Below are 14767 nucleotides of genomic sequence, written 5' to 3' on the forward strand. Positions count from 1 at the left end.
TTGTTGCGCCCAAACCCCCGCTATCAGGCCCCCATGACGCAGCACTACACCATAAACCGCCTTGGCCATCAGGGCGATGGCATCGCCGATGGGCCTGTCTACGCGCCCCGCACCTTGCCGGGCGAGGTGGTCAGCGGAACGCTCGACGGACAGGTCTTGTCCGACATCCGTGTTGAAACCCCGTCGGATCAGCGGGTCAAAGCGCCCTGCCGCCATTATAGGGCCTGCGGTGGTTGCCAGTTGCAGCACGCGGCCGATGATTTTGTCGCCGACTGGAAGGTTGCGGTGGTGCGCAACGCGCTGGCCGCGCAGGGGCTCGATGCCCCGATGCGGCCCATTCACACCTCACCCGAGCACTCGCGTCGCCGTGCAACCATCGCGGTGCGGCGCACCAAAAAGGGCGCTCTGGCCGGGTTCCATGGCCGCGCGTCGGACACGATCACCGAAATCCCCGATTGCCATCTGCTGCACCCCGCCCTGATCGCCGCCATCCCGGTGGCCGAGGCGCTGGCCCTTCTGGGCGGCAGTCGCAAGGGTGTGCTGGCCGTAACACTGACCCTGTCCGAAAGCGGTCTGGATGTGGCGGTGAAAGGCGGCAAGCCGCTGGACGGCCCGCTGGAACTGGCGCTGGCGCAGGCGACCGAACATCACGGCCTTGCCCGGCTCAGCTGGGACGATGAGGTGATTGCCATGCGGGAACCGCCCCTGCAGCGCTTTGGCGCCGCCGGTGTGGTCCCGCCGCCCGGGGCTTTCCTGCAGGCCACAAAAGACGGAGAACAGGCTCTGTTACAGGCCGTTTCCGAGGCAACTCAGGGCGCTAAGCGGATTGCCGATCTGTTCGCGGGATGCGGTACCTTCTCTTTGCCGCTGGCCCAATCAGCTGAGACACACGCGGTCGAGGGCGAGGCCGAGATGACACGCGCGCTGGATCAGGGCTGGCGCAAAGCCCAGGGGCTGAAACAGGTCACGACTGAGGCACGCGACCTGTTCCGTCGCCCCCTGATGTCCGACGAGCTGCAGAAATTCGACGCCATTGTTATTGACCCGCCCCGCGCCGGGGCCGAGGCGCAGGTGGCCGAGCTGGCGCAGGCCAGACGCCCGGTGCTTGCTTATGTGTCGTGCAACCCGGTCACCTTCGCGCGGGATGCAAAAATGCTGGTTAATGCCGGATACACCCTTGAATGGGTGCAGGTGGTTGACCAGTTTCGATGGTCGTCACACACCGAACTGGCCGCCCGGTTCACATTGAACCCGAAATCCTGACACGAAGGACCATCCGAATGGGGATCACCCAACACCTGCTGACCATCATTGAAGCGCCGGGTTTCGGGCGGTTCATCACCGGTGTCATCATTTTCAACGCGGTGCTGCTGGGGATGGAAACCTCACCCAGCCTGATGCAGGCTGCAGGCCCGGTGATCGCGACGCTGGACAGCGTTTGCCTTGCCATCTTTGTGGCGGAAATTGCGATGAAGCTGGTCGCCACCGGGCGCCGGTTTTTTACCAGCGGCTGGAATGTCTTCGATTTCGTGATTGTCGGCATTGCGCTGGTTCCCGGCGGCGCGGGCCTGTCGGTGCTGCGGGCGTTGCGTATCCTGCGGGTGCTGCGCGTCATCTCGGTCGCGCCGCGCCTGCGCCGGGTGGTCGAAGGGTTTATCTCGGCGCTGCCGGGCATGGCCAGCGTGTTCCTGCTGATGGCGATCCTGTTCTATATCGGCGCGGTGATCGCGACCAAGCTGTTCTCGGTCACCTTTCCCGATTGGTTTGGCGATCTGGGCCTGTCCGCCTATACGTTGTTCCAGATCATGACGCTGGAAAGCTGGTCCATGGGCATCGTCCGACCGGTGATGGAGGTCTATCCCTACGCCTGGCTGTTCTTTGTGCCCTTCATCATGGTGACCACGTTTGCGGTGGTGAACCTGCTGGTCGGTCTGATCGTGAACTCGATGCAGGACGCGCACCACGCCGAGGATGAGGTGAAAACCGACGCATATCGTGATGAGGTGTTGGAACGGCTGGAAGCCATAGAGCAACGTCTTGTCGAACAGATGAACAGCAAAAAGTGATTTCAGTTTTGCGATTTTTTGGCATAATGCTGAAAAAAAATTGCAGGCAGTGAAACTATGGATCGTCGAGCATTTGGATTAGGGGCGATGGCAACGCTGAGCCTTTCGGCATGTGCCTCAGCCAGCCCCAGATTTCTTCCTTATAACGGACCCGAGGTGACCTCATTGGTCATCAATAAAGGTGCGCGCAAACTCTATCTTCTGCATAACGAGCAGATTCTGAAGGAATACAAGGTTGATCTTGGCTTTGCGCCAAGCGGGACCAAGACCAAAAAGGGCGACGGGCGCACCCCCGAAGGCACCTATCTGATCGACCGGCGCAATCCGCGCAGCCGTTACCATCTGTCGCTGGGGATTTCCTACCCGAACTCTGCCGATATCGCACAGGCCAAGGCTGCGGGTGTCGATCCGGGGGGCGATATCTTTATCCACGGACAACCCAACAAGCGGTCCGAACGCAAGCGCGCCAAGAAAACACCGGACTGGACTGCTGGCTGTATCGCGGTCAAAAACGATGAGATTGAAGAGATCTATGCGATGGTGAACGAGGGCACGGTCATCACCCTGCGCGCCTGATCAAAGCGGTTTCCAGGCCTCAAACCCGAACTGCACATAGTCGCGCTGGTAGGCTTTCACGGCCAGCGCCTCAAGCTGGGCGTCGTAGATCTGTTCCAGTGTAAAGGGCGTGTCGGCGTGCGGCGGGTTCGGGACGTTCGGGGCAGGGTAACCCAATGTGCCTGCAAGCGCAGGCAGTGCGGTGGGCATCTCTTCCTCGCGCAGGATCAGATCGGGTAAGGCGAAGCTGGCCATTCCTTCAAGCGTTTGCGCCTGACCGCACCATTCCCCGTCGATCCGGATCGGCGTTTGACCCGCCAGAATGCGTTGCAGCATTTCGAGATAAGCCGCAAACGCCGTGCGATGCTGGTCACGTGTATATGTGCCCAGATCAAGCTTCTCAGGGATCGGCAGCTCGTACCGGCGGCGCAGCATGTTACGGATTTTCTTGTAGGCGCCCGGCCCGGTGCCAAGGATACGTGTGCAGAACACCTCATGTGCGCGCGCCAGCGGGTGGCGCAAAACGGTGAATTTGCGATGTCCGGGACGGGACTGCATCCACGCGCGAACCTGTTTCTGATTGCGCCCGGTCAGCAGCTCATCCGTTTCGACCCCGTCCAGATCGGCCAGCCATTGCGCCACCTCAACCTCAGGCCCACCACGCACTGGCAGATACATGAGCGGTGTTTGCGGCGCGGCCACATATCGCGACACCGCAGCCCCGCGTTTCGGTTCATAACTGGGAATGTGATGCAGGTTGAACCGGTCCTGATGCGACAGCGCGCGGGCCATATCGTCAGGGTTTGTCACCTTCGACAGGGCAGGTTCGGGGTTCTGGCGTTTCAGATGCTGGTCCAGCACTTCAAGCCGCGTATCGACCCCCAGCCAGGCAACCAGTCCGTTCAGGACCTCAAGATCGTTCAGGTCTTCATAGTCGATGCAGAACGGCACCTGACCGGTCTTTTGCAAATGGTTCAGCATGGTCTGCTGAAACCCCTGCCGCTGCTCCAGCTGTTCGGCGAATTCATCCGCGTCGAACGTCACCTGCGCCTCACGCCGCTGTTTGATATTCACCAGCTTCCATTGTTTGGTCGCATTTGCGATTTTCCACGACAGATAGCTGTCCAGCGGATTGCGGGACAGGAGGATCTTGGCGCAGCGCGGATCATCCAGCACGGGTGCGAGCCCCCGAATGTCATGATCACTGAAAAAGCGAAAACCGTTGATCGCGCCAGGGGCGTTCCGGATCGCCTTGATCAGGGCTGCCGGGTCGGCATCGCGATCCTTCAGGGTAAAGCCCAGAAGCTGATCCAGTTTCGGCAGGCCCACGAAATAGGGGTTGAACGCCTCGCCATGGCAGGTGACGCCGTCGAACGCATTCAGATGCTGTTCCAGCAGGTTCGACCCTGTGCGCATATCGGCGAGCACGACGAAAGTGTCAAAGGCGCGGGTCATTTCGGATTACTGAACCAGATAGGGTTTCTTGAAGGTCTTGGGCTGCGCACCGAACACGTCATCGACCGGAAAATCCCCCATCAGATACGGGTGCATCCCCTGATTTTTCAGGTTTTGCAGGAACCGCCCGAACCCGGTCAGATCCACCATTTTCGGCGCCTCGGTCAGATGGTTGGGCTGCGGGGCGCCCATGTCCTCAAGGATTGTTTGCAGCGGGTCCATCGGAGATTCGACGAGATCCGCCATCGTCCAGATCCGGATGCGGGCCTTGGCGCAGGCCGTGTCCAGCAACTCCAGTTGTTTGGTTTCCAGTTGTTGCAACCGCGCGGCCTCGCACCGGATATCGGCGAAGTTCATGTTCGAGCGGAACAGTGGCACGGCCCAGGCACCGCTCACAACCGAAATCCGGGCGTTCTTGTCCCGCGCCAGAAAGTCGTTGATCTTTTGTGTGTCCAGTGGACAGAACTGGAAACATTGCTGCTCTCCCCGCGTGTTCCAGATCAGGTTCGACAGAAACGCCTCGGGGTTATAGTCGCGCAGGGTGGCGCAGTCGCTCAGACCGCCATTGATCAGGTTTTCCAGGCCTGCAAACTGCGCGCGATCAGGGTGAAACAGGCGGCCATGCACCCGCGCACCGGTGATGTTGGCCAGCCAGGGTTCGAAATCCTCGAACAATTCGGCAAAACCTTGAAACACTGAATACGGAAATGCGGTCAGGCTTAGCTCCGCATTCTGGCGCGGAAACCGGCTTTGCATATACAGCCCGTCGCGCCCGCGAACGCGCCGTTCAACCGCCTTCGAGAACAGCCGGTCGATCTTGCCCGGATTGGGCTCGGCCGGGGTCATGGCGCTGTTCTGATCGGTCAGAAAGGACTGATACAGCCGATCTGCCTTGTGCCAGACTTTGCGGGCCACAAAGCAATCGGATCGGCGCAGCAGCTGCAGATGATCGTCATAGAACATGTGGGGCCGGCCCTGATAGTCGAACTTCGACAGGGTCAGCGACCGGCTTTCGATATGGGTCGAATACAGCCGCGCCAGTGTCTGGAAATAACTCTCATCAGGTATCCAGACGCGCCGGAAATATCGGTCATAGTCCTTGCGCTTGGGGTCCTGCAGAATGGCGGACAGGGTCTGCCGGGTCAGGCACCACCATTGGCTGCCCATATGGGGCACCAGTTCTTCAGGAATGGTGCGGCGCAACCCCAATGCCCGCTGTAGACGGACATAGGCGTCGAACAATCTGCGCTGTTTGCGCCATGAGAAGGGGAAGCGCAGGGTGAACCTCTCTAGGTCCAGACCACCCATGGTCCAGCTGACATCCCGTGTTGTGGCGCTTTCGATAAAATCGACTCGGGGGCGGTCGGCCAGATAGTCGATCAGTTCGCCGACAGGGCGCAGCGGCAGGCAGGCCCCCGATGACAGATAGACATGCCGAACCTCGGGAAACCGTTCCAGCATCAGTGTGGCGGCGGATTGCGAGGCGGCAACGATGCCCCAGCCGCCCCACTCGCAGACATGCCGGTCAGAAAACAGGATCAACGGATTGTCGGCGCACGCGGCGATAAATTCGCCATAGGTTCCCTTGTCCACCTTGCGATCCACATGGATCACCACCGGGCAGCCCGAAGCCGTCCAATGGCGCGCCACCTGCTCGACCCGGTCCAGCGCGGTGTGCACCAGCATGACGACGCCGAGGCTCATGCCCAGTTCCCTTTCGACATCAGGCCAAGGATCTCAAGCTGGCGCCAGTTGATATATTTCTCGGACCATCTGTTCCAGAAAACCGGTTTGTCCTCCAGCTGCGCCGCATAGGCCTTGTATTCGCCCGAGGCGCGATAATGCTCGCCGCGTTGCATCTCTTCGCGCGCCTTGTCACCCAGCGTGTCGATCAGCTTGGCATGCAGCAGCGCACCGCTGGTCTTTTCGCCGCCTTTTTCCTCGTAGACCTGATTGAGCCCGCGCGGCAGCAGCGCATGGGTCGAGCTGACATAGGCATAGCGGCGATGCCATTTCACCAGCGGGATCTTGTTCAGGGCAGGGGCTTTCTTTGGCGCGTCCTGAAAGAACACCCGCGCCCGCGCACCGCCCTGTATCCACAGGTTTCCATAGGTCGGGTTGCGGGTGATCATGTAGTTCCCGGCGTCAAACCACGGCGCCAGCTCGAACGGGTTCTGCCCTTCCTGATAGGGCGCATCCCCGATGGTGCCTTCGGGATACATATCGATCAGCATGGTGCCAAAGCTGCGCACGCCGGTATCCTCCAGCCAGTCGGTCAGCGCGCCGATGGGGCGGGTGTCGCAAAACGGGTAGATCAGAAATTCGTCCGGATCGACCGTCAGCACCCAATGGTCATGGGCGTAGCTGCGCAGCAGATAGTTCGACCAGTCCACCCCATAAGTTGACCGCTTGTAACTGGCATCAGTCCACCACAGCGACACGTCTGGCTGGTCCGAGAGATATTCGCGCGTGCCGTCGTCGCTGTTGTTGTCGACGAACAGGAAATGGCTGACGCCCAGCTTGCGATAGTAGTCCAGAAAATAAGGCAGTCGGATTTTTTCGTTTCGCACCACGCTCATCAACAAAACGTCCGCGGGGCGGATTTGTGCGGTCCGGTTGCTGATCGCCTTCAGCTCGCGCCGTTTGCGCAGACAGCGCAACAGGCGGCGCTTGCGCCGCAATCTCATGCGATAGGAATCCAAAAGGCTCACGCGGCTGCCCTATCCTTTTTGATACGCGCGTCTGCCCGGGGCCGCCTGAGGCCTGAGTGGTGCCGGAGCATTATCGTTTTATGACATTTCCGCACCTTGCGAGGCAACGGGTTTAAATCCGGTTTACTTCCCCACTGTGGCCTCAAACCCCGCCGCATTCATCAGGCCGAGCGCCTGCAACTGCTGCCAATCGCGCAGTTTTTGCGATTGCGGGGTCCACAGGTCCGGGCCGCTGATGATCCCGTCGTAATAGGCGCTGAACTGATCGGGATCATGGAAATGCTGACGGCGTTTCTTTTCGAACCGGGATTTCTCGATAATCCCGGGCAGAAACTTTGTGTGCAGCAACACGCCCGACGGGGCCTGCCCACCGGGTCTGTCATAGGCAAAGTTCAATCCGCATGGCAGGGCGGAATGGCAGGAGTTCACATACGCCATGCGCCGCGACCAACGCACCAGAGGGATCTTGTTCAGCGTCGGGGATTTCGACGGCTGATCGGCAAAGAATGCCCGCTCTCGCACGCCGCCCTGGACCCACAGATTACCCAGCGGCTGCTGGCGCCGGGCGCGATAGGGACCGGGATCGAACCAGTTCAGGGTCCGGGTCGGATCGGTCGCGGGATCATGGCTCTGCGTCCCCAAAGGACCTTTGGGATACAAATCCAGCATGAGGGCACCAAAGGCGGGCTGGCCTTGTGCGTCCAGCCATGCGGTCAGGTCTTGCAGCGGGCGCATGTCGTGATGGGCGTAGATCAGCAACTCATCTGCATCGACCATCAGCGTCCAGTGACCGTGGCCATAGCGCATCTGCAGCCATGTCAGCCAATCCAGCCCAAACCGCGCGGCGCGATAGCTGGCACCGGTCTGCCACAGCGACACGTCGGGCTGTTCCGCCAGATAAGCCACCGAGCCATCGTCGCTGCCATTGTCCACCATCAGAAAGTGGTCCACGCCAAGCGCGCGATAGTGATGGAGGAACCAGGGCAGACGGGCGATCTCATTACGCAGGGTGGTGAAGGTCAGAATGCCGCCCGGCCTGATCTGGCGGGTGCGATCCGACAGCGCCGTCAGCTGATGGCGGCTGCGAAACGACCGCCACAACAGCCGCCTGCGTTTGAGGCGCAGCTTATAGCGCTGCAGCCAACCCGGCGGCTGTTCGGTGGCGCTCATGCCCGATAGCAGCCGGTCATCGGAATATGGGTCATTCCAACCCCATGGCGGCCATCATCTCTTCGATCTTGGCGACGTCCTGCGGGTTGTTCAGCTCCCAGAACTGGCGGCCCTTGGCTTCGACCTCGACGCACAGAACCTTGCGGCCGTTTTCCATGAAGCGCAGTTGCTCCAGCCCTTCCAGCGTCTCCAGCGGGCCGCTGGTCCAGCCGGGATAGGCAGCCAGCGCATCCGGGCGATAGGCATAGACGCCGACATGGTGAAAGACCGGGGTCGGATCGGTGCTGGCATAGGTATCCGAGGTAAAGGGGATCACCTCTTTCGAGAAATACAACGCGCTGTGGTCATTGCCGAACACCGCGGTGGTGCCGCCCACGCGGCCATGTTTGCGGTCGTTCAGCAACCCGTTCAGCGCATCGCCGTCGCAGCGCAGAACCGGGGTGGCAACACCGGCCTCCGGCGCGTTGCGCAGACCGGTGATCAGATCCTCGACAAACCAATGCGGTGTCAGCGGTGCATCGCCCTGCAGGTTGACCACGATGTCATAACCACCGCCCAGGGCCGCATGCGCCTCGGTGCAGCGTTCAGTGCCATTGCGGCAGGTGTCCGAGGTCATCACCACCTCGGCCCCGAACCCCTCGGCGACCTCGCGGATGCGGTCATCATCGGTGGCCACAACCACCCGGTCCACGCCCGAGACGGAAATCGCCGCGCGCCACGACCGCTCGATCAGGGTCATGCTGGTGCCATTAGCACCGGTGAGCGGCACCAACGGTTTGCCCGGATACCGGGTCGAGGCATAGCGGGCGGGAATGGCGATCAATACGGACATCAGGCTTCCTTCAGGTCTACGCCCGGAGCATAGGCGATGAAAAACGGATTGGCATAGCCGTCCTTGCCATAGGTCAGCGGCGAATGATCGTCAAAGCGCACCACATCTCCGCCCGCACCGGTCAGCACGGCGTGGCCCGCGGCGGTGTCCCACTCCATCGTGCGGCCCACGCGCGGGTAGAGATCGGCCTCGCCGGTCGCGACCAGACAGAATTTCAGCGAAGACCCGGCGCTTTTGCTGTCACGGACCTGATATTTATTGATGTAATCTTCGGTCGCCTGATCCCGGTGGGATTTTGAGGCAACGATCATCAACGCCGAATTGTCCGGTTTAGAGACTGATATCGGCGTCACCTCACCCGGTTGATCCTTGTCCAATGCGCCGGTTTCCTCAACCGATTGCCCGTTTGACTGCGTATAGAACATGCGGCCGCGCGCGGGGGCATAGACCACGCCACGCGTCGGCACGCCGTTTTCAACCAACGCAATGTTCACCGTGAAATCGCCGCGCCGGTTGATGAATTCCTTGGTGCCGTCCAGCGGATCAACGATCAGGAAGGTCTCGCCCTTTTCCGTATGCGAGGTTGCCTGTTCCTCGGTCACCAGCAGGATATCGGGAAACGCCTCGCGCAATCCGGCCGAGATCAGCGCATCCGCCGCCTCATCCGCCTCGGTCACCGGGCTGGCATCGGATTTGACTTTGACGTCGAAATCATCCGCCTCATAGATCTGCATGATCTTGTCTCCGGCCTGCAGGGCCAGTCGCCGGATGATAGGTATCAGGGCGTCATAGGTCACAAAAATGCTCCGTTCCTGTGGTTTGTTGATCCGTATTACTGACGGACTTATGATGCGGCGGATACGGAACGGCAAGAATTTCGTGCCACAGTCGCAGGCAACGCAGCAGAAAAGAGCGGTCGGGTGTTCAGGTACCAACGAAATCAGACATTGCTGGGCGGGGCCCTTACCACGGCCGAGCTGATTTTTCATGCGGTGGTGCGCAATATTCGCAACCAGCATTCAAATGCTGTTTTGGCGATTGTGATCAACATTCTGCAGGTGGTTGTGGTTGCAACGGCTTTCTATTTTCTGTTGTCCATCATGGGCACGCGGGTCGCAAAAATCCGGGGAGAGTTCATTCTTTATCTGCTCTCGGGGGTATTTCTGTTCATCACACATATCAAATCTGTCAGTGCGGTTTCCAGCGTGGGAACGGGCAATAACCCGATGACCCTGCATTCACCGATGACGATGATGGTGATGTTGTCGGCAAAGGCATTCGGCGCTCTTTACACGCAGCTAGTTTCGATCCTGGTGATCCTGTTTGTCTATAGCGTCACGGTGTCCCCGCTTGAGATTCAGGAGCCCGGCGGCGCCTTTGCGATGCTGGTATTGGCGTGGTTCACCGGTTGCGCGGTGGGATTGGTGTTCCTGGCGATCACTCCGTGGTTTCCGAGTGTCACGGGGATTTTGAACAATATGTACCGCCGCATGAACATGGTGTTTTCCGGCAAGATGTTCGTGGGCAATGCGCTGGGCGGTTTCATGCTGACCATGTTTGCCTGGAACCCGCTGTTTCACATCATCGATCAATGCCGGGGCTTTGTGTTTCGCAACTATTTCCCGCGCAATTCCAGCTGGGAATATGCGCTTTGGGTCGGCATCGTTCTGACGATGATCGGGCTTCTGGCCGAGTTCTACACTCGCAAGCAGGTGTCAAAAAGCTGGGACGCACGCCGTTAGGTCGCGACCCGCAGCGTCAGGTTGATGCGTCCGCCCTTGGGCAGCAGCCGGGACGAACCGAACCGGATGCGATCCACCCCATGATAGGCCAGTCTTGCGTCTCCGCCCATGATCACCACATCGCCCGAGCTCAGCCAGGTCGATTCCGTCTTGCCGCCGCGCGTGGTGTTGCCGATGCGGAACAGCGCGTCATCGCCCAGTGAAATTGACAGCACGGGCCAGGAAAAATCAGCCTCGTCCTTGTCCTGATGCAGGCCCATCCTGGTTCCTTCACCATAGTAGTTGATCAGGCAGCAATCGGGCTGCCGGTCCGCACCGGTCAGGTCCTGCCAGACCGCAAGGATTTCATCGGGGATTGCGGGCCATGTCATGCCCTTCGGATGGCTGTCCTGATACCGATACCCCGCCCGGTCCGTCACCCAACCCAGCGCCCCAGCCGAGGTCATGCGCACCGACATCTCTTTGCCCGAAGGCGTAACGGGCCGATACAGCGGCGCCGCTTTCAGAATCGGCCGCAGCAGATCGATCAGGCCGGTTTGCGCCGCCGCATCCAGATAACCCTTGCGAATATCAAATCCGCGCAAAACCAGCCGCGCCATTCAAGAATCCCCAAACCTTGCCAAAACCTTGCCAAAAAAGGCCACAGAATCCCGAAAACCTGCGTTTCTGAACGCTTGCAGGCCCCAGATTGCGCCCTTATATACGCCTCGACGCGCGATGGTGTAGTGCTGTCGCGCACATCAATCGGGGGCAGGATGCCGCAACGGGTCCAACCCTCGGGACATCGCCTTGAAGAGAAAGGGATTGAAAATATGGGAAAAGTAATCGGGATTGACCTCGGTACCACCAACTCGTGTGTGGCCATCATGGACGGCTCTCAGCCGAAGGTCATCGAAAACGCCGAAGGGGCGCGGACCACGCCCTCGATCGTCGCCTTCACCGAAGATGAGCGTCTGGTCGGTCAGCCTGCAAAACGTCAGGCGGTCACCAACCCCGACAACACGATCTTTGGCGTCAAGCGCCTGATCGGTCGTCGTGTGGATGATGCAGAAGTCGAAAAAGATAAGAAAATGGTGCCGTACGCCATCGTCGATGGCGGCAATGGTGACGCGTGGGTTGAAGCCCGCGGTGAAAAGTACTCCCCAAGCCAGATCTCGGCCTTCACTCTGGGCAAGATGAAGGAAACTGCGGAAAGCTATCTGGGTGAGGACGTCACGCAGGCGGTTATCACCGTTCCGGCATATTTCAACGACGCACAGCGTCAGGCCACCAAAGACGCCGGTAAAATCGCTGGTCTCGAAGTGCTGCGGATCATCAACGAACCGACCGCCGCCGCTCTGGCCTATGGTCTGGACAAGGAAGAAACCCAAACCATCGCGGTTTATGACCTTGGTGGCGGTACCTTCGACGTGACCATCCTGGAAATCGACGACGGCCTGTTCGAGGTCAAGTCGACCAATGGTGACACCTTCCTGGGTGGTGAAGACTTTGACATGCGCATCGTCAACTACCTGGCAGATGAGTTCAAAAAGGAACACGGTGTCGATCTGTCCGCTGACAAGATGGCCCTGCAGCGTCTGAAAGAAGCCGCTGAAAAAGCCAAGATCGAGCTGTCCTCGACCTCGCAGACCGAAATCAACCAGCCGTTCATCTCGATGGGTTCGAACGGTCAGCCGCTGCACATGGTCATGAAACTGACCCGTGCCAAGCTGGAATCGCTGGTCGGCGACCTGATCAAGAAGTCGATGAAGCCTTGTCAAGCCGCTCTGAAAGACGCGGGCCTGTCGGCGGGTGACGTGGATGAGGTCGTTCTGGTCGGTGGTATGACCCGGATGCCGAAAGTGATCGAAGAGGTCACCAAATTCTTCGGCAAAGAGCCGCACAAGGGTGTGAACCCGGACGAAGTGGTTGCGATGGGCGCCGCCATTCAGGCCGGTGTTCTGCAGGGCGACGTCAAAGACGTTGTTCTGCTGGACGTGACCCCGCTGTCGCTGGGCATCGAAACGCTGGGTGGCGTGTTCACCCGCCTGATCGACCGCAACACCACGATCCCGACCAAGAAGTCTCAGGTCTTCTCGACCGCCGAGGACAACCAGAACGCCGTCACCATCCGCGTGTTCCAGGGTGAGCGTGAAATGGCTGCGGACAACAAGATCCTAGGTCAGTTCAATCTGGAAGAGATCCCGCCCGCACCGCGCGGTATGCCTCAGATCGAGGTGACTTTTGATATCGATGCCAACGGCATTGTCTCGGTTTCGGCCAAGGACAAAGGCACCGGCAAAGAGCAGAAGATCACCATTCAGGCCTCGGGCGGTCTGTCGGATGACGACATCGAAAAGATGGTCAAGGACGCCGAGGAAAACGCCGAGGCAGACAAGGCCCGCAAAGAGCTGGTCGAAGCCAAAAACCAGGCCGAAAGCCTTGTCCACGCGACCGAGAAATCGATCGAGGAACATGGCGACAAGGTCGATCCGTCGACCGTCGAAGCGATCGAACTGGCGGTTGCCGCGCTCAAGGATGAGCTGGAATCGGATAATGCCGACAAGATCAAGTCGGGCATCCAGAACGTCACTGAGGCGGCCATGAAACTGGGTGAGGCGATCTACAAGGCGCAAGCGGAAGAGGGCGAAGATGAGCCCGCAGCCGCCGACGCAGCGCCGGGTGAAGATGACATTGTCGACGCCGAGTTCGAAGATCTGGACGACGACAAGCGTAACTAACGGGTAACCGGGCCAATTTGGGCCGGTCCGGTTGCCGGGCCGGCCCAATTACGTTGAGGCAGAAGGAAGAACTGATGTCCAAACGCGACTATTACGAAGTGCTCGGTGTGTCCAAGGGCGCTTCTGCGGATGAGATCAAGAAGGGCTTTCGCAAGAAAGCCAAGGAATTGCATCCTGATCGCAACAAGGACAATCCTGATGCCGAGTCGCAGTTCAAAGAGGCCAACGAGGCCTATGACGTGCTGCGCGATGCCGACAAAAAAGCCGCCTATGATCGCTTTGGCCACGCCGCCTTCGAAAACGGCATGGGCGGCGGCGGTGGTCGTCCCGGCGGTGGCTTTGGGCAGGGCGATTTCTCAAGCGCGTTCTCGGATGTGTTCGACGATCTGTTCGGCGACTTCATGGGCGGTCAGCGGGGCGGCGGCGGACGCCGTGCCGCACGCGGATCTGACCTGCGCTACAACCTGCGGGTGACGCTGGAAGAGGCCTATGCTGGCCTGCAGAAAACCATCAATGTGCCCACGGCGGTGGCCTGTTCGTCCTGTGAAGGTACAGGGACCGAAGGTGGCGTCGAACCCACCGCCTGCCCGACCTGTTCGGGGATGGGTAAGGTTCGCGCGCAGCAGGGCTTTTTCACCGTTGAGCGCACCTGCCCGACCTGTTCCGGTCTGGGGCAGATCATCAAGAACCCCTGTAAATCCTGTGGTGGCGCCGGTCGCGTCGAAAAAGAGCGCGCCCTGTCGGTCAACATCCCTGCCGGTGTCGAGACCGGCACCCGCATCCGTTTGGCGGGCGAGGGCGAGGCCGGAATGCGCGGCGGCCCTCCGGGTGATCTTTATATCTTCGTCGAAGTGTCCGACCACAAGCTGTTCGAACGCGACAGCGTGAACCTTTATTGCCGCGTGCCGGTCAGCATGGCCAAGGCTGCGCTGGGCGGGTCAATCGAGGTGCCCACCATCGACGGTGGCCGCGGCCGCGTCCAAATCCCGGCCGGCAGCCAGTCAGGCCGCCAGATGCGCCTGCGCGGCAAAGGCATGCCGGCCCTACGAGGAGGCGGCATCGGTGACATGTTCATTGAACTGGCTGTTGAAACGCCGGTCAATCTGACCAGCCGCCAGAAAGAACTGCTGCGCGAGTTTGACGATCTGGGCGAAGACAACCACCCGGAATCAAAAAGCTTTTTCTCTTCCGTCAAATCCTTCTGGGACGGTATGAAAGGCTGATACCGCACCAAGGGGGCTCAGTCCCCGCCGCCCTTTGGGCGACTCCCCCGAGATATTTATAGCCAGATGAAGTTGGGATCCCCTGCTTCATCTGGCCAAAAATATCCCGGAGCGCGAGGCAGAGCCTCGCAAAAAACACCTTGCGTCTTTCCTCCTTCCCTGAGATGTTCCGCGCCAACCGTTGGGGTGCCCTGATGAAGGGGCTGAGAGGTGCTGTTGCATCAACCCATCGAACCTGATCCGGGCAATACCGGCGTAGGGAACGGTCTCAACAAATCAGACGTTTTCCATGC

13 protein-coding genes and 1 riboswitch are annotated in these 14767 nt (G+C 59.8%); of the genes, 6 read left to right on the forward strand and 7 right to left on the reverse strand.

Annotated elements, in window-relative coordinates:
• Positions 1–33 precede the first annotated feature (33 nt).
• From ACR0K9_RS08385 to ACR0K9_RS08395, 3 genes are read left to right on the forward strand one after another with little or no spacing between them, the layout of a single operon-like run.
• Positions 34–1263 carry a class I SAM-dependent RNA methyltransferase gene (locus ACR0K9_RS08385; RefSeq protein ID WP_480822268.1) on the forward strand — a complete coding sequence of 410 codons (1230 nt, stop codon included), beginning with the start codon at positions 34–36 and terminating at the stop codon, positions 1261–1263.
• 17 nt (positions 1264–1280) lie between these two features.
• Complete coding sequence (locus ACR0K9_RS08390; RefSeq protein ID WP_480822270.1) at positions 1281–2066, forward strand: ion transporter; 786 nt, start codon at positions 1281–1283, stop codon at positions 2064–2066.
• Positions 2067–2123: 57 nt separating this feature from the next.
• Entirely contained in the window at positions 2124–2642 is a 519-nt protein-coding gene (locus tag ACR0K9_RS08395) for a L,D-transpeptidase family protein (RefSeq protein WP_480534972.1), read from the forward strand.
• Here ACR0K9_RS08395 and ACR0K9_RS08400 read toward each other — a convergent pair whose 3' ends face one another.
• From ACR0K9_RS08400 to cysQ, 6 genes are all read right to left on the reverse strand, one after another.
• Entirely contained in the window at positions 2643–4076 is a 1434-nt protein-coding gene (locus ACR0K9_RS08400; RefSeq protein WP_480822272.1) for a nodulation protein NodH, read from the reverse strand.
• Positions 4077–4082: 6 nt separating this feature from the next.
• Positions 4083–5780 (reverse strand): DUF5927 domain-containing protein, encoded by a 1698-nt coding sequence (locus tag ACR0K9_RS08405; protein WP_480822274.1) that lies wholly within the window; start codon positions 5778–5780, stop codon positions 4083–4085.
• Positions 5777–6763, reverse strand: coding sequence for a glycosyltransferase family 2 protein (locus tag ACR0K9_RS08410; protein WP_480535072.1), 987 nt, complete (start codon positions 6761–6763; stop codon positions 5777–5779). The genes ACR0K9_RS08405 and ACR0K9_RS08410 overlap by 4 nt, the downstream gene beginning before the upstream one ends.
• A gap of 147 nt (positions 6764–6910) precedes the next feature.
• The gene (locus ACR0K9_RS08415; protein ID WP_480534977.1) at positions 6911–7957 is read right to left on the reverse strand and encodes a glycosyltransferase family 2 protein; all 1047 of its coding nucleotides are present in this window, start codon (positions 7955–7957) and stop codon (positions 6911–6913) included.
• A 31-nt stretch (positions 7958–7988) separates the two neighbouring features.
• Entirely contained in the window at positions 7989–8789 is an 801-nt protein-coding gene (locus ACR0K9_RS08420; RefSeq protein WP_480534979.1) for a 3-deoxy-manno-octulosonate cytidylyltransferase family protein, read from the reverse strand.
• Entirely contained in the window at positions 8789–9586 is a 798-nt protein-coding gene (gene cysQ, locus ACR0K9_RS08425) for a 3'(2'),5'-bisphosphate nucleotidase CysQ (RefSeq protein ID WP_480822276.1), read from the reverse strand. Before cysQ ends, ACR0K9_RS08420 begins: the two co-directional genes overlap by 1 nt.
• 123 nt (positions 9587–9709) lie before the next feature.
• On the opposite strand from cysQ, the gene ACR0K9_RS08430 reads away from it, so the two are divergent.
• The gene (locus ACR0K9_RS08430; RefSeq protein ID WP_480822278.1) at positions 9710–10531 is read left to right on the forward strand and encodes an ABC transporter permease; all 822 of its coding nucleotides are present in this window, start codon (positions 9710–9712) and stop codon (positions 10529–10531) included.
• On the opposite strand, the gene ACR0K9_RS08435 is transcribed toward ACR0K9_RS08430, so the two are convergent.
• Positions 10528–11130: an alpha-ketoglutarate-dependent dioxygenase AlkB family protein gene (locus ACR0K9_RS08435; RefSeq protein ID WP_480822280.1), complete on the reverse strand. Its 603-nt coding sequence runs from the start codon at positions 11128–11130 to the stop codon at positions 10528–10530. The two genes, ACR0K9_RS08430 and ACR0K9_RS08435, sit on opposite strands and share 4 nt — an antisense overlap.
• A 213-nt stretch (positions 11131–11343) precedes the next feature.
• On the opposite strand from ACR0K9_RS08435, the gene dnaK reads away from it, so the two are divergent.
• On the forward strand, positions 11344–13251 hold the full coding sequence (dnaK, locus tag ACR0K9_RS08440) for a molecular chaperone DnaK (RefSeq protein ID WP_480534987.1): 1908 nt from the start codon (positions 11344–11346) through the stop codon (positions 13249–13251).
• Positions 13252–13325: 74 nt separating this feature from the next.
• Entirely contained in the window at positions 13326–14474 is a 1149-nt protein-coding gene (gene dnaJ / locus ACR0K9_RS08445; protein ID WP_480822282.1) for a molecular chaperone DnaJ, read from the forward strand.
• 172 nt (positions 14475–14646) lie between these two features.
• Positions 14647–14753: riboswitch (TPP riboswitch) on the forward strand.
• The last annotated feature ends 14 nt before the right edge of the window (positions 14754–14767 follow it).

This window comes from Ruegeria sp. L12 (assembly GCF_056531745.1).

Excerpts from the sequence above, each read along its gene's own strand:
- ACR0K9_RS08435 (WP_480822280.1), bottom strand. The coding sequence starts at position 11,130 with ATGGCGCGGCTGGTTTTGCGCGGATTTGATATTCGCAAGGGTTATCTG.
- ACR0K9_RS08405 (WP_480822274.1), bottom strand. The coding sequence starts at position 5,780 with ATGAGCCTCGGCGTCGTCATGCTGGTGCACACCGCGCTGGACCGGGTC.
- ACR0K9_RS08415 (WP_480534977.1), bottom strand. The coding sequence starts at position 7,957 with ATGAGCGCCACCGAACAGCCGCCGGGTTGGCTGCAGCGCTATAAGCTG.
- dnaK (WP_480534987.1), top strand. The coding sequence starts at position 11,344 with ATGGGAAAAGTAATCGGGATTGACCTCGGTACCACCAACTCGTGTGTG.
- dnaJ (WP_480822282.1), top strand. The coding sequence starts at position 13,326 with ATGTCCAAACGCGACTATTACGAAGTGCTCGGTGTGTCCAAGGGCGCT.
- ACR0K9_RS08395 (WP_480534972.1), top strand. The coding sequence starts at position 2,124 with ATGGATCGTCGAGCATTTGGATTAGGGGCGATGGCAACGCTGAGCCTT.
- ACR0K9_RS08420 (WP_480534979.1), bottom strand. The coding sequence starts at position 8,789 with ATGTCCGTATTGATCGCCATTCCCGCCCGCTATGCCTCGACCCGGTAT.
- ACR0K9_RS08400 (WP_480822272.1), bottom strand. The coding sequence starts at position 4,076 with ATGACCCGCGCCTTTGACACTTTCGTCGTGCTCGCCGATATGCGCACA.
- ACR0K9_RS08390 (WP_480822270.1), top strand. The coding sequence starts at position 1,281 with ATGGGGATCACCCAACACCTGCTGACCATCATTGAAGCGCCGGGTTTC.
- ACR0K9_RS08410 (WP_480535072.1), bottom strand. The coding sequence starts at position 6,763 with ATGAGATTGCGGCGCAAGCGCCGCCTGTTGCGCTGTCTGCGCAAACGG.
- ACR0K9_RS08385 (WP_480822268.1), top strand. The coding sequence starts at position 34 with ATGACGCAGCACTACACCATAAACCGCCTTGGCCATCAGGGCGATGGC.